At 67.8% G+C, this 20,041-nt stretch carries 14 protein-coding genes; 7 read left to right on the top strand and 7 right to left on the bottom strand.

Translation table 11 applies throughout. The features are described from left to right. Positions 1-40: 40 nt before the first annotated feature. Complete coding sequence (locus AB0B89_RS06365) at positions 41-2,011, bottom strand: glycosyl hydrolase family 18 protein (RefSeq protein ID WP_358548978.1); 1,971 nt, start codon at positions 2,009-2,011, stop codon at positions 41-43. A gap of 909 nt (positions 2,012-2,920) precedes the next feature. On the opposite strand from AB0B89_RS06365, the gene AB0B89_RS06370 reads away from it, so the two are divergent. The 5 genes from AB0B89_RS06370 to fxsT all read left to right on the top strand — a co-directional run bounded on the left by AB0B89_RS06370 (position 2,921) and on the right by fxsT (position 11,230). Beyond that, on the top strand, positions 2,921-5,206 hold the full coding sequence (locus AB0B89_RS06370; RefSeq protein ID WP_358549086.1) for an FxsB family cyclophane-forming radical SAM/SPASM peptide maturase: 2,286 nt from the start codon (positions 2,921-2,923) through the stop codon (positions 5,204-5,206). Between the two features lie 144 nt (positions 5,207-5,350). Continuing rightward, the gene (locus AB0B89_RS06375) at positions 5,351-5,983 is read left to right on the top strand and encodes a TIR-like protein FxsC (protein WP_358548981.1); all 633 of its coding nucleotides are present in this window, start codon (positions 5,351-5,353) and stop codon (positions 5,981-5,983) included. Continuing rightward, on the top strand, positions 5,976-7,259 hold the full coding sequence (locus tag AB0B89_RS06380) for a TIR-like protein FxsC (protein WP_358548984.1): 1,284 nt from the start codon (positions 5,976-5,978) through the stop codon (positions 7,257-7,259). Before AB0B89_RS06375 ends, AB0B89_RS06380 begins: the two co-directional genes overlap by 8 nt. Position 7,260: 1 nt before the next feature. Then, a complete protein-coding gene (locus tag AB0B89_RS06385; protein ID WP_358548987.1) occupies positions 7,261-8,265 on the top strand; it encodes a hypothetical protein in 1,005 nt (334 codons plus the stop codon). 22 nt (positions 8,266-8,287) lie between these two features. Then, positions 8,288-11,230 (top strand): FxSxx-COOH system tetratricopeptide repeat protein, encoded by a 2,943-nt coding sequence (gene fxsT, locus AB0B89_RS06390; protein ID WP_358548989.1) that lies wholly within the window; start codon positions 8,288-8,290, stop codon positions 11,228-11,230. 49 nt (positions 11,231-11,279) lie between these two features. Here the strand turns inward: fxsT and AB0B89_RS06395 are convergent, their stop codons facing one another. Next, positions 11,280-12,218 (bottom strand): alpha/beta hydrolase, encoded by a 939-nt coding sequence (locus AB0B89_RS06395; RefSeq protein ID WP_358548992.1) that lies wholly within the window; start codon positions 12,216-12,218, stop codon positions 11,280-11,282. Positions 12,219-12,743: 525 nt separating this feature from the next. Between AB0B89_RS06395 and AB0B89_RS06400 the strand changes: the two genes are divergently transcribed. Then, a complete protein-coding gene (locus AB0B89_RS06400) occupies positions 12,744-13,523 on the top strand; it encodes a maleylpyruvate isomerase family mycothiol-dependent enzyme (RefSeq protein WP_358548994.1) in 780 nt (259 codons plus the stop codon). A 64-nt stretch (positions 13,524-13,587) separates the two neighbouring features. Further along, positions 13,588-14,724 (top strand): M20/M25/M40 family metallo-hydrolase, encoded by a 1,137-nt coding sequence (locus tag AB0B89_RS06405; RefSeq protein ID WP_358548997.1) that lies wholly within the window; start codon positions 13,588-13,590, stop codon positions 14,722-14,724. On the opposite strand, the gene AB0B89_RS06410 is transcribed toward AB0B89_RS06405, so the two are convergent. The 5 genes from AB0B89_RS06410 to AB0B89_RS06430 all read right to left on the bottom strand — a co-directional run bounded on the left by AB0B89_RS06410 (position 14,707) and on the right by AB0B89_RS06430 (position 19,736). Continuing rightward, positions 14,707-15,603, bottom strand: a complete 897-nt coding sequence (locus tag AB0B89_RS06410; protein WP_358548999.1) for a hypothetical protein — start codon at positions 15,601-15,603, stop codon at positions 14,707-14,709. The two genes, AB0B89_RS06405 and AB0B89_RS06410, sit on opposite strands and share 18 nt — an antisense overlap. Positions 15,604-15,621: 18 nt before the next feature. Continuing rightward, the gene (locus AB0B89_RS06415) at positions 15,622-16,209 is read right to left on the bottom strand and encodes a hypothetical protein (RefSeq protein WP_358549002.1); all 588 of its coding nucleotides are present in this window, start codon (positions 16,207-16,209) and stop codon (positions 15,622-15,624) included. A gap of 60 nt (positions 16,210-16,269) precedes the next feature. Then, the gene (locus AB0B89_RS06420) at positions 16,270-17,418 is read right to left on the bottom strand and encodes a hypothetical protein (protein ID WP_358549004.1); all 1,149 of its coding nucleotides are present in this window, start codon (positions 17,416-17,418) and stop codon (positions 16,270-16,272) included. Further along, positions 17,408-17,836, bottom strand: a complete 429-nt coding sequence (locus AB0B89_RS06425; RefSeq protein ID WP_358549007.1) for a hypothetical protein — start codon at positions 17,834-17,836, stop codon at positions 17,408-17,410. Before AB0B89_RS06425 ends, AB0B89_RS06420 begins: the two co-directional genes overlap by 11 nt. 238 nt (positions 17,837-18,074) lie before the next feature. Then, entirely contained in the window at positions 18,075-19,736 is a 1,662-nt protein-coding gene (locus AB0B89_RS06430) for a SpoIIE family protein phosphatase (RefSeq protein WP_358549010.1), read from the bottom strand. Positions 19,737-20,041 lie beyond the last annotated feature (305 nt).

The raw sequence follows: 20,041 nt of genomic DNA on the forward strand, positions 1-20,041 counted from the left end.
AGGCGGGCCCGTGCCCGCGCTCCCCGGCCTCCCGCCGCGCCTAGCCCAGCCCGTTCCTCATCGCGGTGATCAGCTCACCGCCGGTGGTGTCCCCGGTGAGCTCCCAGAAGAAGGAGCCGCCGAGGCCCTGGTTCTTGGCGTAGCTCATCTTCCCCGCGATGGTGCTCGGGGTGTCGTAGCTCCACCACTGGTTGCCGCAGTAGGCGTAGGCCGTGCCCGCCACGGTGCCCGTCGCGGGGCACCTGGTCTTCAGGACCTTGTAGTCCTCGATGCCCGCCTCGTAGGTGCCCGGCGCGGCGCCGGTGGCCGTGCCGCCCGGAGCGCTCTGCGTGACGCCGGTCCACCCTCGGCCGTAGAAGCCGATGCCGAGGAGCAGCTTGCTGGAGGGGACGCCCTTGCTCTTGAGCTTCTGGATGGCCGCGTCGGAGTAGAAGCCCGGGGTCGGGATGCCGGTGTAGGAGTTCAGCGGCGAGTGCGGCGCGGTCGGCCCGGCCGCCGCCCATGCCCCGAAGTAGTCGTACGTCATGACGTTGTACCAGTCGACGTACTGCGAGGCGCCTCCGTAGTCGGCGGCGTCGATCTTCCCGCCCGAGGTGCCGTCGGCCGTGATGGCCGCGGTGACCAGGTTGTTCGACCCGAAGCGCGTGCGCAGCGCCGACATCAGGTTCTTGAACGAGGCCGCCCCGCTGGTGTCGCAGCTCAGGCCGCAGGCGTTGGGGTACTCCCAGTCGATGTCGATGCCGTCGAACACGTCGGCCCAGCGCGGGTCCTCGACCAGGTTGTAGCAGGAGTTGGCGAAGGCCGTCGGGTTGGCCGCGGCCTGGCCGAAGCCGCCGGACCAGGTCCAGCCGCCGAAGGACCAGATCACCTTGAGGCCGGGGTGCTTGGCCTTGAGCTTGCGCAACTGGTTGAAGCTGCCGCGCAGCGCGCCGGCGTCCCACGTGTCGGCGACGCCGTCCACACTCTCGGCGGCGCTGTAGGCACGGTCGTAGTCGGCGTAGCTGTCGCCGATCGCGCACTGGCCGTTGGTCACGTTGCCGAAGGCGTAGTTGATGTAGCCGAGCTTGGAGGCCGAGCCGCTCGTCTCGATGTTCTTGACGTGGTAGTTGCGCCCGTAGATGCCCCACTCGACGAAGTAGCCGAGCAGCTTGTTCCCGCCGCCACCGCCTCCGCCGCTCTGGGTGGTGGCGCTGATCTGGTTGCTGTTGGCCGACAGGTTCCCGGCCGCGTCGCGCGCGCGGACGGTGTAGGTGTAGGCGGTGCTCGCCGCCAGGCCGCCGTCTTCGTAGGTGGTGCCGGTGACGGTGGTCACCAGGGTGCCGCCCCGGTAGACGTTGTAGCCGGTGACGCCCACGTTGTCGGTGGAGGCGTTCCACGCCAGCGAGACGCTGGAGGACGTGGTGCCGGTGGACCGCAGGTTGCCGGGCGTGCTGGGCGCCGTCGTGTCGCCGCCTCCGCTGCCCGGGGTGGTGACGCTGAGCGTGTTGCTGGCCGCCGAGAGGTTGCCCGCGGCGTCGCGCGCCTTCACCGTGTACGAGTACGCCGTGTTCGCCGTGAGGCCGCCGTCGGTGTAGGTGGTGCCGGTGACGGTGGTGACCAGGGTGGTGCCCCGGTAGACGTTGTAGCCGGTGACGCCCACGTTGTCGGTGGAGGCGTTCCACGCCAGCGAGACGCTGGTGGAGGTGGTCGCCGTGGACCGCAGGTTGCCGGGCGCGCTCGGAGCGGTGGTGTCACCGCCGCCGGTCACCGGCGTCCAGAGCGCCGGCACGTTCGGCGGCTCCCAGCCGACCAGGGAGGTGTGGCTCTGGACGCACCGGTAGTCCACGCCGTTGTAGGAGACCAGGGTGCCCACGGTGTAGGCCGTGTTCGGAGCCCACGCCGGGGCCGCGAGGGCGACGCGGCTCGTGGTGGTGACCGTGGCCGAGGCGCTGGGGCCGAACGCCACCGCTGTGCTGAGCGGGAGTAGCAGTGCGCCCGCTGCTATCAAGACTTTGGCGAACCTGTGTTTCATGTGTGTGTGCTCCACGTCCATCGGGCGGATGCGAAAGGGGGGTCGATCTGGACGTATCTACTGAGCCGGCGTGCCTCGCGGAAGCGAGGGGCGGCGGTGCCGGCCGATCGCCGGGAGTTTCCTGCCGGGGCGGTCACGAGGGGGGTGGTGGGGATCGCGACACGTCGGCGACCTTCCTACCTCGAAGTTGCGACGTTACTTTTAGGAAGCTTTCCTTTTAATTAGCTAGGAACCTACCCGCAGGTGCTTGCCCCGTCAATGACTTCTGACCAACCGAGTCGAGTCCCGCACGCCCGCCGCCGGCGGCCCCCCGGGACCCGCCGCGCGGACTCTCGGCCGGCGCGGACGCCGCCGCGCCCTCCGGGCGGTCACGGCCCGCCGCACTCCCTCCGGCACGGCCCCGGCAGGAGAAAAGGTCGCGGGGAATCGCGACCGGCCAGTGCCGCGACGGCCACTGTGTACGTAAAGTGAGATCCCACTTTCTGGGGTGCAAAAACGAATCTTGGGTAGTAATGTCAAAAATATCAGTCGATCTGGACGCCTCATGATCGACTGTTTCGGCACGCACGTGGAGCCCTCACCTCTGCGTCGTACGCCTGCGGCGTGACAGCCTCATCGCATGCAAAGGTGTTTCCACGATTCGAAGCTCGCTCGCGGATATTTCCCGGCCCCGAAGCAGAACGGTAAAGGCATGAGGATCTCTGGAGACAGCACCCCAATACTTCCCTCGAAGATCAAGGATCTACAAGATATCCCTCTGGCCGAGGTGGCCGGACTCGAAGCGGTCACGTTGAGGGTCCTGGCAGCGTCGACGGACCTGCGGCGGGTCTCTGTCGCGGCTTTCAACTCCTCTGTCTGATCGGCCGGCCGAGGGATTCTAGGGAGCCCGTCGTGCCGTTCCGGCAGTTCGTGCTCAAGGTTTCGAGCAGGTGTGACCTCGCGTGTGATCATTGCTATGTATATGAACACGCGGACCAGAGCTGGCGCCGCCGCCCCAAAATCATCTCTCGGGAGACCCTGGCGGCGGCGACCGCTCGCATCGCGGAGCACGCGCGGGCACACGCGTTACCCGCCGTCCACGTGGTCCTGCACGGTGGAGAGCCCCTTCTGGCGGGCCACGCTTTTCTCGAAGAAGCGATCATCGGCATTCGCCGTGCGATGCGCGGAATTTGTGAAGTCGATCTGCGCGTCCACACGAACGGCGTGACACTCGACGAGGAGTTCTGCGAGATCTTCGCCGCGAACGACGTCCGTGTGGGCGTCTCCCTGGACGGTGATCGCCCGGCCAACGACCTGCACCGTCGTTACGCCGACGGCCGTGGAAGCTACGACCGGGTGGTGCGCGCGGTCAACCTGCTGCGCGGAAAGTACCGGGGCATCTACGCGGGACTGCTCTGCACGATCGACGTCAGGAACGACCCGGTGGCGGTCTACGAGGCGCTCGTCGCCCTCCAGCCGCCGATGGTCGACTTCCTGCTGCCGCAGGCGACCTGGGACCACCCTCCGATGCGCCCGGATGGGGACGCCACCTCCTACGCCGACTGGCTGATCGGCATCTTCGATCGGTGGGTCAAGGACGGTCAACCGGTTCGTATGCGCATCTTCGAGTCCATCGTCCGTACGAGCCAGGGGGGGAACAGCCTCACGGAGGCCCTGGGGGTGGACGAGTGCGATCTCGTCGTCATCGAGACCGACGGGGAGTACGAGCAGGCCGACTCGCTCAAGACCGCCTTCGACGGGGCTCCGTCCACCGGACGCGACGTCTTCGGCCACAGTCTCGACGAGGCGGCCCGCTCTCCCAGGATGTCGGGCCACCTGGGAGGGCTGGAAGGGCTCTGTGACACCTGCCGGGCGTGCCCCGTGGTCGAGAGCTGCGGCGGCGGCCTGTACGCCCACCGCTACCGGACCGGCAGCGGGTTCCTCAATCCGAGCGTGTACTGCGCGGACCTCATGAAGCTCATCACGCACGTCCGTTCCCGCACCCGGGTGCGGGACGAAGCGGGCGGCGCTCCCGCGACGCACGCGATCCCGCTCGCCGACCTGGACGCCCTGGCGTCGGGCTACGGCGGTGGCGACGCGCTCGCGGTCCTCGCCGAATCGCAGAAGAGCCTCCGCCGCGCGCTGGTCGCGTCGGTGAACGAGATGGCCGGTCCCGCCGTGTCGGAGGCGTGGAAGCTGCTCACCGTGCTCGACCGCGAGCACCCCGGTACGGTCCAGGAGGTGCTGGACCACCCCTATGTACGCGTCTGGTCCGTCGGATGCCTCGAACAGGGTCGCCGGGCGACGGCCGAAACGGGATATCTGGCCAACATCGCCGCGGCCGCCGCCGTCCGGGCGGGTGTGACCACGCGGCTGACGGTCTCGGTACCCGGCGACGCGCTTTACCTGCCGACGCTGGGCTCCGTGGCGACCGGCCAGGTGGGAGAGGCGATCGTCGAGACCCGGTCCGGCGCGTTCACCGTCACGTCCGGCGACCGGCACTGGGACATCCGTCCCGGCGAGCCCGTCGCGACGTACGGGTGGCATCCGCATCGCCTGCTGACCGCCGGCGGGATGGCCGTGGTGCTGGACGACGTCGACCCCTTCAGGGACTGCTACGACCTGCGGGTCTCGTCACGCCTTTCCGCAGGGCGCCTGGCCGGGTGGCGGGAGATGTTCGCCGGCGCCTGGGAGCTGATCCAGCGGGACCACCCCGCCTATCTGCCCGCGCTGACCGCGGGACTGCGGGTGCTGACCCCGCTGGAGGCCTCGCGCGACGGCAGCCAGGTCAGCGCGACCGCGAGGCAGGCTTTCGGCGCGATCGGCGTCGCGCTGCCCGCCGGTCCCGAGCAACTCGCCCTGCTGATGATCCACGAATTCCAGCACGTCAAGCTCGGGGCGATTTTCGATCTTCTTGATCTGTACGACGAGAACGACGTCACGCTCTATCGAGCGGCCTGGCGAAAGGATCCACGGCCGCTCGACGGTCTCTTGCAGGGGGCCTACGCGCATATGGCCGTCACCGATTTCTGGAGGGTGCGCAGACATGCCCTGACCGGGGCTTCCGCCGAGTCGGCGACGGCGCGATTCCTGCACTGGCGCGAGGCCACGGCGGACGCCATCCAAACGCTCGCCACGTCGGGATCTTTGACCGCCCTGGGCGAGCGATTCGTCGGGGGAATGCGAGCTACGGTGCAATTGTGGGCTGGTGACTGATTCAGATGATCACCCAGGCCCGTGTGATTCCCGGCTCATGCTGCGCGGCCACGCTGAACTGTTTATCGTGGCCTACACATGAGCACTTCCGCGCCCGGCTTCCTATGATGTGGGGTGGACCGCCGCGAGGGTCTGGAGAGCCCTATGTCAGACGGATCGTTGTCCGGTGACGGAGCCGACGGGCCGTACTTCTTCCTGAGCTACCGTCATATCGGCCACATCGGGATGGAGACGCCCGATCGCTACGTCGTCGAGTTCTACCATGATCTATGCAGCCACATCATGCAGTTGACAGATCATCCCGATGGGGTGGCGGTCGGCTTCATGGACCGTGAAATACGGGGTGGCAACCGCTGGAACGACGACATCATGCGAGCACTCGCCACCTGTCGCGTCTTCGTACCGCTCTACCAGCCGAAATATTTCAAGAGTGACTTCTGCGGCAAGGAATGGGATGCGTTCTCCCGCCGCGAGGAGCTTCACCGGTCGAGAAGTTACAGCCCGTTCACCGCCATCCTGCCCGTGCTCTGGGCTCCCGTGGATCTGCAGCGGATCCCCAAAGTCGCCAGCGAGCTTCAGGTGCGACACCCTCCTCCGAGCAAGGACGCCATGAAGGACTGCCTCTACTGGCTGGCCGTCATGAAGGACTTCCACAACGGTTACATCAGCGCCACTCTGGAAATAGCGGCAGCCATCGTCGACATCGCGACCAGCACGCGATTGGAGCCCTGCGAACCGACCGTTTTCGTCGATCTTAGGAACGTCTTCGATGAGTGATCTTGGGCAGCGCGAGAGCGGGCGGGAATCGGCGCCGGGAGCCGACGGCCGGAACCCGTATTTCTTCCTCAGCTATGAGCCCACACCGAAGTACGGCCCCGACGACATGGGCGACCCGGACATGTGGGTGGTGTCGTTCTTCGAGAAGCTCTGCGCGGTGGTGAGCGAGTCGGTCGGTCTTCCGCTCGCCGCAGTCGGTCACCTCGACAGGGAGCGTCCGCGCACCGGCTGGTCGGCCCGCACGGCCACGGCCCTTGAGACCTGCAAGGTCTTCGTCCCGCTCTACACCCCGCGCTATTTCGCCAGCGAGCGGTGCGGCCGGGAGTGGTCGGTGTTCGCACGGAGGATCGAGCGGTCGGTCGGCGAGTTCGAGCCGATGAACGCGATCGTTCCCGTCTTGTGGGTCCCGACCCCGCTGCCGAAGCTGCCCACCGCCACGGAGCCGGTGAAGTTCGAGTCCTCGGCGCTCGGAGAGACCTACCAGAGGCTCGGCCTCTACGGGATCATGCGGACCGGTCTGCGCGACGAGTACGAGATCTCCCTCCGCAGGCTGGCGCAGCGCATCGTCGAGGTGGCGGAATCGGCGCGGGTCCTGCCCGGGAGCGAGGCGAACTACCACTTGGCGCAGAACGCGTTCACGGGATACCCCCGCCGTAAGCTCCAGATCATCCTGGCGCCCGCACCGGCCTCGTCGCCCGATGACCGGAGCGACGCGTATTACGGCGGTGGGGACAGCGAATGGAATCCGTATTATCCCCACACCAGTACCTCGCTTGCGGAGTACGCGACCGATCTGGTCCGGAACCTTGAGTACGCGCCCGAAGTCCTCACATTTCGCGAAAGCTCTGACCAGGTGCTCGGCACGGTCGTTCCCACGGCTCCGGCGGTGCTGATTGTCGATCCCTGGGCGGCGGGGGATCCCGAACTGCTCGACCAGCTCCGGCAGCTCGATGACCTGGAAAAACCGTGGATCGACGTCATCGTCCCCTGGAATCGCGACGATGAGCGAACAAATGATGCGGAAGCGGAGCTGGTGGGAAAACTGGAGAATGTTCTGCGCCGCAGGCTTCTCGAAGGGCGGATGAGCTCTAGGATCTCCGCACGGGACACCTCCACGATCGAGGAGTTCGGGCGAACCCTGCGTGCCGTGGTGCATCGCGTCGGCAATCAGTATCTGAAGCATGCGACCGCCCATCCCCCCGCTGGTCTCCATGCCAAGCGTCTGAGGTTGAGGGGTCCCGATGGAGCGGACGATCTGATAAATGGTGAGGATTGAGATGAGTGGCGTCCAAGAGGGACAAATCATCACCTTCTACTCTTACAAGGGTGGAACCGGACGCACTATGGCGCTGGCGAACACCGCCTGGATCCTCGCGAGCACCGGACGGAAAGTCCTGACCATCGACTGGGACCTGGAGTCTCCGGGTCTGCACAAGTTCTTCCACCCCTTCCTGACCGCCGGCATCAGCGACATGCCGGGGGTCATCGAGATGATCCAGGAATACGCCTGGGCCGCCGTGCTGGACGAGCCGCGATCCGACGACTGGCACAAGGAATACGCCCAGGTCTCGCCTTACGTCACCACGCTCAAATGGAGCGAGTTCCCCGGTGAGGGCCGGCTTGATTTCATGTCGGCCGGGCGCCAGAACCGTGACTACTCATCCCTGATCGGCTCGTTCGACTGGGACCACTTCTGGGAGCAGCTCGGCGGGGGCCTGTTCTTCAACGCCCTCCGCGCCGACGTGAAACAGAATTACGACTACGTCCTCATCGACAGCCGCACCGGCCTCAGCGACATCGCCGAGATCTGCACGATGCACCTGCCCGACGCGCTGGTCGACTGTTTCACGCTGAGCGACCAGAGCATCGAGGGAGCCGCCAACGTCGCCCGTGACGTGAGCAGGGCGGACACCAGGAACATCGAGATCTTCCCTGTGCCCATGCGGATCGAGGAGGGGGAGAAGGAGAAACTCGACGCGGGGCGGGCGTACGCATGGAGCAAGTTCGACAAGTTCCTCTCCGGCGCCGGCAAGCCGATCCTGATCGCTACTGGGCGGCCGTGGAGATCCCCTACAAGCAGTTCTACGCCTTCGAGGAGACCCTCGCCGCCTTCGGCGACCTTCCCGGATCGCCGCGGTCGATGCTCAAGGCCTACGAGAGCCTCACGGAAGTCGTCACCAAGAGCAAGATCAGTGCTTCGCCGATCGACGAGAAGCTCCGATCGCGCTACAGAGGTCTGTTCACCCGGGTCAGGCCGGTCGCCCCCGGTGACGTCGTCCTGAGCTACGTGCCCGAAGACCGCTTGTGGGCCGACTGGTTGCACTCGCTGCTCACCCGGGCGGAGTTCCGGGTCCACATGCGGCCGGAGACGGCCGTGGAGCCGTCCGGCTCCGGTCCGGACCCGAGACCGTCGACCACTTCGTCGCGGTCGTCTCACCCGCCTACGTACGCGCGCCGCACATCCGCGAGCTGTGGAGAAGCCTGTCGAGCGGGCACAACCCCGGTCCGCATCCCATCATCGTGCCGGTGCGGGTCGCGGACATCCCGCACCTGGCGTCTCCCTTCAGCGACCCGCCCTCTGTCGACCTCGTGCGCGCCGACGAGGACCAGGCGACCATGGCGCTCATGCGGATCCTCGGCCAGTCGCGGCGGGACGTCCAGAGCCTCACCGCGACCTCGGCCGCAGGGCCGCGCTTCCCGAGGACCAAGCCGGTGACGACCAACCTGCCGGCCCGCAATCCCCTGTTCACGGGACGGGGGTCGCTGCTGGAGAAGCTGCGTGACCAGCTGATCGGAGGGAGCACCACCGCGGTTCTGCCTCAGGCGCTCCACGGGCTGGGAGGCATCGGCAAGAGCCAGGTCGCGCTTGAGTACGCTCACCGTTTCCTGGCCGACTACGACGTGGTGTGGTACGTCCCGTCCGCCCAGCCGGCTCTGGCCATTCCCGCCCTGGTCGAGCTGGCCAAGGAGCTCCACATTCCGGTGGGAGAGAACCTCGACGACGTGCTGCAGGCGCTACGCCGCCAGCTGCGGCGGAGCGAGACCCAGCTGCGCTGGCTCCTGATCTTCGACAACGCCCACGAGCCGGCGGACATCGAGAACCTCATCCCCGGCGGCTCGGGGCACGTCATCGTCACGTCCAGGAGCCAGGTGTGGTCACAGGTCGCCACGCCCCTGGAGGTGGACATCTTCACCCGCGAGGAAAGCGTGCAGCATCTCATCCAGCGGGTGCGCAAGCTGAGTCGTGAGGACGCGGACACGGTGGCCGAGTCCCTGGGCGATCTTCCGCTCGCGATCGAGCAGGCGGCCGCCTGGCTGCAGGAGACGGGGATGTCCCCTGCCGAGTACGTCGCGCAGCTCAAGACCAAGATGTCGCAGGTGCTGTCGCTCAACAAGCCGGCCAACTACCCCACGCCCGTCGCGGCGGCCTGGGAGGTGTCCTTCGAGGAGCTGCGGCAACGCTCCCGGGCGGGGACCAGGCTCCTGCAGCTGTGCGCGTTCTTCGCGCCGGAGGCCATCTCCATCGACATGCTGTACAGCGACGAGACGGTGCGCGCGCTGGTGCCCTACGACCCGGCGCTTCGCGAGAAGCTCGTCATGGGCCGGGTCATCCAGGAGGTCAGCCGGTTCGGGCTGGCCCGGCTCGACCAGGCCACCAAGTCCGTGGTGGTCCACCGGCTCGTCCAGGGCATGGTCCGCCACCGGATGACCGACCTGGAGAAGATCGAGGCGTCCCGGGAGATCCACAACATCCTCGTGGGCGCGCGCCCCCGGCCCGCGGAGGTCGACGACCCCGAGAAGTGGCACCAGTACGACGCGATCTGGCCCCACCTCGACCCTTCGGGGGCGATCGAGTGGGGAGAGGAGGCGACCCGCAACCTGCTGATCGAGCGCGTCCGCTACCTCTGGCTCCGTGGCCAGTTCGAAGCGGCCATCGAGCTGGGCATGAAGCTCGAATCGGTGTGGACCGAGCGGTTCCCGGCTCTGCGGGACCGATTGAACGGCAGGGCCACCTCGTCCGACGACCTCGAGTTGGAGACGGTGGAGCGGCAGATTCTCCACCTGCGCTTCCAGATGGCGAACGTCCTGCGGTCCCAGGGAAGCTACCTTGAGGCGCGGCGAATCGACACCGAGGTCCTGGCGCGGCAGCGGGCCGTGCTCGGGGAGAACCACCCCCACACGCTGATGACCGCGGGCGGGCTTGGCGCCGACCTTCGCGCCCTCGGGGAGTATCCCGCCGCGCTGGAGATGGCGAGGGACACCTTCGACCGCCTGAAGGAGTGGTTCGGGGAGGACCACCCGCGCACCCTGTCGGCGGCCAACAACATGGCCGTGTCGTTGCGGCTGGTGGGCCGGTTCGCCGACGCGAGCGACATGGACGACGACACCTACGAGCGCCGTGTCACCGTCCTAGGGCAGAAGCATCCGAACACGCTGTTCTCCGGAGCGAACCTCGGCGGTGACCTGCGCGACGCCGGCCAGTTCGCCAAGTCGGTAGAAATGCTGAAAGAGATGTACGAGCAGCACCGTACGGTTCTCGGCGAGGACTATCCGTACACGCTCCGCGCCGCCAAGAGCCTCGGCGTCTCGCTGCGGAAGGCCGGGATGTACCAGGAAGCCTTCCAGGTCACGCAGCAGACCAGCAAGCTGTTCGAGAAGGTGTACGGGCCGGACAGCCCGGACACCCTGGTGTGCCTTGTCAATCTGGCGTCCGACGTGGCCGCGCTCGGCGACAAGGCCAGGGCCCGGGAGATCGTCAAGAACGTGTGGCAGGAGTTCCGGCAACTGCTCGGAGTCGACCACCCTTACACGCTGGTCGCCGCGAACAACCTGTCGATCTACGTCCGGGAGGCCGACTCACCGGCGGAGGCCGCGGAACTGGCCTCGGCCACGTTCCGTCGCATGAGCGTCAAGCTGGGCGAGACCCATCCCTACACCCTGTGCTGCGCGATCAACCAGGCGAACTGCATGGCGGACCTTGAGGACTGGCAGGGAGCGCTCGACCTGGAGCGCTCGACGCTCGACAAGCTGCGCGAGACCCTGGGTGAATCGCATCCGGACACCCTCGCCTGCTCGGCGAACCTCGCGGCGACGTTGTTCTCGATCGGGCTGGGGAAGGAAGCTCAGCAGGTACGCGCGGACACGCTGAAAGCCTTCCGTGAGGTTCTCGGCGAAAGCCATCCGCTCCTGGGCTTCCTTGAGAGCGGCCGGAGGATGACCCTGGACCTGGAGGCTCTGCCCGTCTGATTCAGCGGCCGTCAGATTCAGTCGCCCTATGATTCAGCGGCCGTCAGATTCAGAGGAAAGAGGCCCTGTCCGCGGTCAACCAGGCGAGAATGCTCGGCAACGCATAGAGAGCCGAGAAATGTCCCACGGCGGGTTGGATGAGGGCCTCTGCCTTGGGTATCCGCTTGGCCAGCCACTCCGTATGCCGCACGGGAGAGAAGACGTCTTCTTCCCCGTGCCAGAGCCGGACGGGGATCGAGATGTCCGCAGGGTCGAATCCCCACGCCGACCGGAATGCGACTCCGTCGTCGATCCACCCACCTGCCGAGATCTTCAGTGCCTCCACGTAGCCCTCGGACAGCGATTTGCGGACCACCGAGTTCGCGACGATGCGCCGATCGGACTGCGGCAGCTCATGGAAGAAGCCGCGGATCAGGCGGGTGGGTAGCTGCTCAAGCTCCTCGGTGACCGGTTCGAGATAGTCGGCCAGGTGTGACGCCCCCAACTCGGCGGCTTTGTACTCCTGGATATTGGACTCCGCCATATCGCCGAACCAGTCGAGGTCTTCAGCGTCCGGCGGGGCCAGCGTCACCAGGGCGGCGGCCCTCGTGACCCGATCTGGCAGCAGCGCGGCACACGCCAGCGCGTGCGGCCCCCCGCCCGACCTGCCCACGACGGCGAAACGCTTGAGCCCCAGTTCGTCGGCGACCGCCTTGACCTGGAACGCGCCATCACTCACGCGGCGGTCCTCGGCGCGGCTGGAGTCGCCGTACCCCGGCCTGTCGAAGCAGATCAAGCGGATCCGCTGGCGGAACAGTGACGCCGTCTTGGGCAATGGGCCGATGCGGCATCCGGGAGTGCCGTGGAGAAAGAAGACGGGTGTGCCTGACGGATCGCCCAGCTGCGTCACCGCCAGCTTGCCACCACGCGAGTCGTCGATGAGAGTCGTTGGCACACCGTGCCGCGTCGGCACACTGCCCATCGTGGGCATCTTGTGCGTGGTCGGCACGTCTCTCCCTAACTGAAAGCGTTGTCACGCCGAGAGAACCGCACACGGTCGGTGAGAACTCACCGAGGCGCTTCCCGGCATGTAACCGCACAACGCACGTGGTCTGATGCAGGCGTGGCACGACAATAGAACGTGCCACATGGGCCTGTTCGGCACCGTGAGGACGTTCTGGTGACGACCCCGCTGAACTACAAAGCAAAGGTCCCCTCGACCTTACGCGGCCTGGGTAACGGTTACGATACCGCCCGCGCGGTCAAGGGGACCCCTATTCAAGTTCCCACTTCTCCTCATGGTCGCTTTGGGGGACAGTGCGTGAGGATTTTCCGTTCAGGCGTTCCCATAGCGGAGTGGATCCGATTCCGTCTCCGCCACCTCTCCACTGTTTCACGTGACCGCTGAAGTGTCCGTATCTGGAGTGCCAGGCTCTGGTGACCCGGGCATTCCCGTTCGGTATCGCGGGCGCGGGCGATCAGGCGGCGTCGTCATCGTCACCGGAGGGCAGGCGGGCGGTCTACGCTCGCGGGTATGAGCGTGGAGATCGAAGGTCGCTGGTCGCACGAAGACCACTGCTCGGCGTTTGAGGCCGAGCTCGGCCGGTTCGCCGGTGTCGTGGAGAACGCCGACCCGGCGGCGAAGGTGCCCACCTGTCCGGGCTGGACCATCGCCAAACTCCTCAAGCATGTCGGGATCACGCACCGATGGGCCGAGCACCTCGTGCGTCATCCTGTCCACGAGCCGTTGCCGACCCGGGACGTGCCGGTCACCCTGCCGGACGACGACACGGGCTATCCGGGCTGGCTGGCGGCGGGGGGCGCGTCCCTGGTGCGCACGCTGCGGGAGGCCGATGGCGACACCCCGGTCTGGGCGTGGGGAATCGACCAGCACGTCCGCTTCTGGTCCAGGCGGATGCTGCACGAGGGCACCGTCCACAGGGCCGACGTCGAGATCGCCCTCGGGCGCGAGCCTGCGATCGATTCCAGGGTCGCCACGGACGGCGTGGACGAGCTCCTCGGTAACCTGTCTGTGGCCACGTGGGTGGCCGCCAGCCTGAAGGAACTGGGGGGAGACGGCGAGGTCCTGCACTTCCACGCCACGGACACCGCTGACGGGGAGTGGATGGTCACGCTGGGACCCGAGGGCTTCTCCGCCCGGCACGGTCACGGCAAGGGCGACGTCGCCGTGCGCGGAACCGCGAGTGACCTGCTGCTTCTCCTCTACGGCCGCCTCGCGCCCGAAGGCGGCCGCTTCGAGGTGTTCGGCGACCGGGAGCTGCTCGGCCGCTGGCTGGAGAAGACGGCCCTCTGATCGTGCAGCTCGTGATCTACGCGCCGGGGCGGGCCGTGGGCGGCTGTGCGCGGGACGGTTGACCATGGCTCCCGGACCCTTCCCCGCGGCGGCCGGGGAGCCGCCCGAGTCCTTCCTCGCCGTGGCCGGGGAACTGCTCGCCGTGCCCTCGACCGCCGACCGTCCCGACGAGCTGCGCCGCGCGCTCGACCTCGTGATCGACTTCGTCGGACCGGGTTTCACGGTGGAGCGGTTCGAGTCCAATGGCAAGCCCAGCGCGCTGCTGTACCCGGGCACGGCACGACAGCGCTTCAGGGTCATCCTCAACGCCCACCTCGACGTCGTGCCCGCTCCGCCGCACCAGTTCCTGCCCCGCCGCGAGGGCACCCGCCTTTACGCCAGGGGCGCCCAGGACATGAAGGTGTCGGCGCTGGTGGAGGCACAGGTCTTCCGCGACCTCGCCGGCGGCCTGCCGTACCCGATCGCGTTGCAACTGGTCACCGACGAGGAGGTCGGCGGGCGCGACGGCACGCGGTACCAGCTGGAACAGGGCGTCACCGGCGACTTCGTGGTCATCGGTGAGGGCAGCGGACTGCGCATCGTCACCGACTCGAAAGGGATGCTGGCCGTGAACCTCACGGCCGTCGGCCTGAACGCCCACGGCGCCTACCCCTGGCTCGGCGACAACGCCCTGATCAAGCTGCACCGGAGCCTGGACAACCTGCTGACCCGGTATCCCGTCGCGACCGAGGAGATCTGGCGTACGACCGTCAACGTCGCCGCGATCGAGACGCCGGGCGCGGTCCGCAACCAGGTGCCGGCCCTGGCGGAGGCGTGCCTGGACATCCGCTTCCCTCCGGAGGACGCGGACCTGAACGGCAGGAGCGTCCAGGAGATCACCGCGTACCTGGCGACCTTCTGCGAGCCCGGCGTCACACCCGTCGTCGACCACGTCGACGTGCCCCACCACGCCGATCGTGACCGTCCGGAGGTGCGCATGCTCCAGCGGGCCACGCTGGACCAGGGCCACCAAGCCGAGCTTCTCCGCAAGCACGGCGCCGCCGACGGCCGCTTCTACTACCAGCGAGGCATCGACGCGGTCATCTTCGGCGCGGGCGGCGACGGCCAGCACGGCCCGGAGGAGTACGCCGACCTCACCACGATCACGCCGTACTACCGGGCGCTGGTGCGGTTCCTCCGGGGTTTAGAGGGCATCGCGTGAATGGATGATGCGCTTCCAGCCGGGCCCGAGGGCGCCGGCGTACGCCGCGCGCTCGTGGGCGAGCTCGGCCCAGCTCTCCGGTCTCTCGGCGACCGCCAGGCAGTCGCTGCCATGCAGGCCCCACACCTCCGCCTCCACCCAGCACAGCCGTCTGTATTTGCGCGGGGACATGACCTGTGAGCCGAAGTCCCATCCAACGGCCGAGACCGGCCTTCCGGAGAACTGCCTCGCGGCCCGGTCGACGTACGCCTGCCGGGTGACCGTCTCCGGATGCAGGAACGAGAGGTCGAACCCGTTGAGGCCGAGGCCGAAGGCGGCCAGGCCGTAGAGGAAGGTCGAGCGTATGCCCCTTTTCGCGCAGAAGGCGGCGATCCTCTCCGCTCCTCCCATGGTCCCGGCGTACGACAGGACGTACAGCCGTTTCAGCGTGTGGGACTCCAGGTAGCGGCCGACCGCCGCGACGACCGTCGCCCCGGAGGCGACGGTGTCTCCGATCAGCAGCGTCTGCGCGGGCGCCTCGATCTGGGCGTACGAGACCTCGACCCGCGCGGACTCCGCGGACACGGCCACACGCGAGGTGGCGACCAGGTTCAGCGGCAGGTTGTGACCGCACTGCTGGGCCACGGCGTCGCCGAGCTGGTAGACCAGCCCCTTGCTCAGGATCATCAGCTCGGCCGTGTCGTCAGGGTGATACTCGTCGGCCAGATGGCGGACGAATTGGCGGCTCGACTCCAGGCACGCCCGCCGGAAGTCCGTTCCGACGAGGTTCCGGTCGAAGAGCATGCGTTCCAGAGCGCTGTTGCGCACCACGTACAACCGGGACGCGTCCGTTCCCGCCTTGATGAGCTCCGCGGTGCTGTCCTCAGCATCGAGGATCACCTGGTCCTCCTTATCCGGTCATCCAGGGATTCGGTCGAGCTGTCGCAACGCCTCCAGCATGGGGATGTCGGCTCCGAGGACGTTGTCGCGATATTCGTCGATCGCCCTTCCGAGCCAGCCGGGCACGTGCGCCAGCCGGGGGAGGGCGTTGGCGTCCACGATGCGCGCCAGCTCCTCGCCGGCGGCGAGGAAGTCGTCGGCGATGGCCGCGGAGAGGGCGGCGACATGCGGATGGACGTAGTCGTGAACCGTGACCCCGCGGTATTCGAGCGTGTCGGCCCGGTATTTGGAGTTCGGCGGCGCCACGACGATGACGGGCGTGCCGAAGGTGCCGGCCGCCGCCATCTCGACGCCGATGCCGAGGCCGCGCCTCTCGCGCGCGTCCACGATGACCGCCGTCGCGACCATGACCTGGTACATGTCTCGACCAAACTGCCCAAGGGTGTTGTTGGGGTCGGTGATGGGGTCGTCGGGATTCAGGAAGACGACCTCGTGGGGTGCGGCTCCTTTGGCGACCTCCGTTCTCTCCGTGTCGGACCAGGTGAGCTTCCTGCTGTCGGAAGCCCCCTTCGCGATGGACCCGGAGCAGTACACCGAAAGCTTCATTGGTGTTCCCTCGCCGTTCGTTCCGCCCGCGACGGACCTCGCGCGGGGTGAGCGGAACGGTCAGCCGGGCATTCGGGCCAGCTGGTCGGCCACGACCGCCACGTTGGACAGTGCGTCCCCACAGGTGACGGCCGGACCGAAGTGTCGAGACCTACTGGCGCCGATGATCGCGAGCCTGAATGCGTTCGCCGAGCCGCTCCCATACAGCAACGACGTAATCATGCCGAACTCGGCGCTGGATCTCAGAAGAACGAGCTCCTTCCAGCTTGCCCCACGGTGAACGAAGTGATCGACGCGCAGCCAGTGCAGCGCGAGGTCGAGGCGGCGGGACGACAGGACCCGCCCCTTCATGTCCTCCATCGAGTCGTCCAGCTCACACGAGAGCCGCCCGATCGGCAGGTCGGTGAGGATCGCGGTGTCCAGGTCGCGTACGTAGGAGCGCAGGTAGGCGGCCGACAGGAACAGGCCGAGGAGGCTGTCGGCGTCGTCCGGCACCGGTCCGGGCAGCGTCCGCTCGACGAAGCGCTTGACGAACGCCTGCCCTTCGAGCCGCTCGGGTGACTTGGCCATGATGCGTGCCACGCGCTCGTACGGGCGGTGCCACGCGCGCGCGACCGCGTGGACGACGCCCGACAGACCGCCCTCCGGGGCCAGCGCCGCGCTCCACTGGTCGGCGATGCCCGCGGACGTCGGTTTCCCGAAGTGCGGGTACCACGCCAGATCGGGCTCGATGTGGACCCGGTGCGACGTCGAATAGGGATTCCTCTCGTCCCGGCGATACTCCCGGACTTTTGTGTCCTGGTACGCCGTCAGTTCCGGGGTGCGGGATGTATGGCGTATCAGGCCCTCGTGGATCAGCGGTTCTATACCGGCGAGGAAAACGTCGAACCACGGCAGCTCGAACATGTACGACGAGGGGAAAATGAGATAGGCGTCCGTCAGGAGCACCGCCAGCCGGGTGGCCCTCAGCGCCTGTGTCAGAATTTGGCCGACGTCGCCTCTGGTCACGTCCTTTCCGTAACAGGCGAGGATCTCGGGGTTGACGTACTGGATGAACAGCGACCGCTCCCGCCGGTAGGAGCCCTCGTCGGCCGTGGCCGGCCTGTCCATCAGGATGTTCACCGACAGGTCGCGCGCCGCGGTGAAGGCGTCGCGCCGTGCCAGGACGCGCTGGACCACCTGTCCGGGGGGCTCCCGCTCAACCTTCATCGTCGTCGTCCACCTCCGGGAAGACGACGTGCTGGTCGCGGCCGGCGGTGTAGGAGTCGCGGCCCGCGGTGATGTGCTGCACCACGTTGAAGGAGTCCCGTGCGGTGAGTTGCCGCACGTCACGGACGAACTCATGCAGTTCGGGGGCGGCTTCTCCGTGCTGGGAGAGGAAGGCGGCCAGGAGCGTCGCCCAGCGCCGGCGCTCCTCGTCGACGGCCGGCTCCAGCGGGCCGGAGGACGATCGCAGGCGCTGCGCCGTCTCGTCGAGCTCGCGTGCCAGCTCCGCCTGGTCGACTTCACCGTGGCGGCTGAAGATCATTGAGAAGCGCGCCTTGACCGCTTCCCAGGTGTCCTTGGTCATGGCCTGGACCAGTGCTGTGCCCGCGGCGGCGGCGAGGCTGACCAGGGCGGGGTCCATCGCGGATACTCCTTCGTTGCGATGCGTTCCCCACCGGACGGCTTGATTGTCAGGCTAGTATGCCGCGCTCCGTGACGCTTTTCCAGGCCTTTGTAAACCGCGTTTGTCAGCGCCACGGCAACGACGCCCGCACCAACGACCTCCCAGCATGAGGCATCGCAGAAGATCTTCCAGGAGCGCAAGGAACTGATCCCTCGCGTCTTCCAGAAGGTGCTGCACGTCACCCGGTACCCGGCAGTCAGTGGTCCGGGTGGGTGGTGCGGGTGAGGAGGAGGGCCACGTCGTCGTACTGCTTGGGGAGGGCGGCGATGATGGCGTCACAGGTGGACTCCAGCGTGTCGCGGGGGGAGCTTAGCGCCTCCTTCAGGGCCGCGATGCCGCTGTCGATGTCCTGCTCGCGGCTCTCCACGAGCCCGTCGGTGTAGAGAGCGAGCGTGCTCCCGACGGGGATCCGCACCTCCGTCGTGGTGAAGGCCCGGGAGAACGTGGGGTCGCCGAGGCCGAGGGCCAGCCCCGACGGCAGGGCGAGCACGGAGGCGGTGCCGTCGGGATGGACCAGGATCGGCGGCGGATGGCCGGCGCGCGAGAGGGCGCAGGTGCGGGTGGCGAGGTCGACGGTGGCGTAGAGGCAGGTGGCGCACTGGATGGAGTCCATGTCCTCGGCCATGCGGTCGAGTCGGCGCAGCACCTGGTCGGGCGGCAGGTCGAAGCCGGCGAACGCCCGTACGGCCGCGCGGAGCTGGCCCATCGCGCCGGCGGCCACCGCGCCGTGTCCCATGGCGTCCCCGATCACCAGGGCGATGCGGGTCTCGGACAGCGAGATCACGTCGTACCAGTCGCCGCCCACCGTCATGGCGCTCGCGGGCAGGTAGCGGTGGGCGACCTCCAGGCCGGGCGGGACGGTGAGCGTGCGGGGCGCCAGGTCCTGCTGGATCGCCTGCCCGGTGCGGCGCTCGCGGCAGTAGAGCCGGGCGTTGTCGATGCAGATGGCCGCCCGGGTGGCGAGGTCCTCGGCCAGGGTCCTGTCGTGGTCGTCGAAGCGGGGACGGTCGGCGGTGCGGCTGAAGGCGATGAAGCCCAGCACGATGCCCCGGGCCGTCAGCGGCGCCGCGAGGAACGAGGTCTTCTCAAGAACGCTGATCGCCGGCCCGCCCAGCATGCCCGTGATCCGGTCGAGCTCCTTGATCTCCAGATCGGCCATGGTGTAGACGATGGCGGTGTCGCCGATCATGCACCGGTTGGCCGGGTGCCGCGCGCCGTAGTGGACGATCTCGTTGGCCGGGAAGACGGCACGCCAGTCGCACTCGCCGGAGAGGGCCTCGCCGCCGCGGCCGGGGCCGAGGCGGATGGCCAGCCGCCGGACCCTGACCGACCCGTCGGCCGCGAGGTCGGGGTAGAGCTCGTCCCTCAGCAGGCCCTCGACGATGTAGAGGCTGGCCGCGTCGGCGAACCTGGGCACGGCGATGTCCATGAAGTCCTCGGCGGCCTGCCGAGGTTCGAGCGAGGCGCCGACGTGGGCGCTCAGCTCGTTCAGCAGGGCGAGGCGGTCACCGGCCGCGTCGCCGGCGTCGGAGCGCGGGGAGGTGTCCATGGCGGTGACCATCACCGCGCCCCACGCGCCGGGACGGGCCAGCGGCTCCCAGCTGAACGCCACGTCGTGGACCCGGCCGTCGGCGCACGCGACGGAGAGGATCTCGCTCCACCGCGCGCCGGCGCCCACCTGGGCGAGGACCCGCCTGACGGTGTCACGACGGGTGGCACCGAGCAGCAGATCGCAGATGTCATGGCCCAAGGCCCTCGCGGGAGCGTGGCCGAACAGCCGGGTGGCGCCGCCGCCCCACTCGGTGACGCACCCCCGCCCGTCGAGAACCAGAGCGGCGAACCCCGCCAGCTGCGCCATGCCGGGGCGTGAACCCCACGGGTCGTCGACCGGCGACCCCGATCTCGCCGCACCCGCCACCAGACCCCCCTGGGAAAAAGATGGACATCACGTCCGGGCCGCTTGAAGGCGGGGGCTCCTTCCCCAGCCAGGTCTGCGCCCATCTGCGGCTACCGTCAGTAAAGTAGCATCTACTCTTAGCTGTCCTTCGCGAAAACTCCTCAAAGCCGGCCGCCGGGCGCCCCGGCGACGGTCTCCGCGCCGGAGAAAGGCCTCCGCGCGTCCCGAACCGGGCGGTGGTCCTGATCGCACGTCCGATCGGCATG

Origin of the sequence: Sphaerisporangium sp. NPDC049002 (genome assembly GCF_040649355.1) — a bacterium.
Taxonomy (GTDB): domain Bacteria; phylum Actinomycetota; class Actinomycetes; order Streptosporangiales; family Streptosporangiaceae; genus Sphaerisporangium.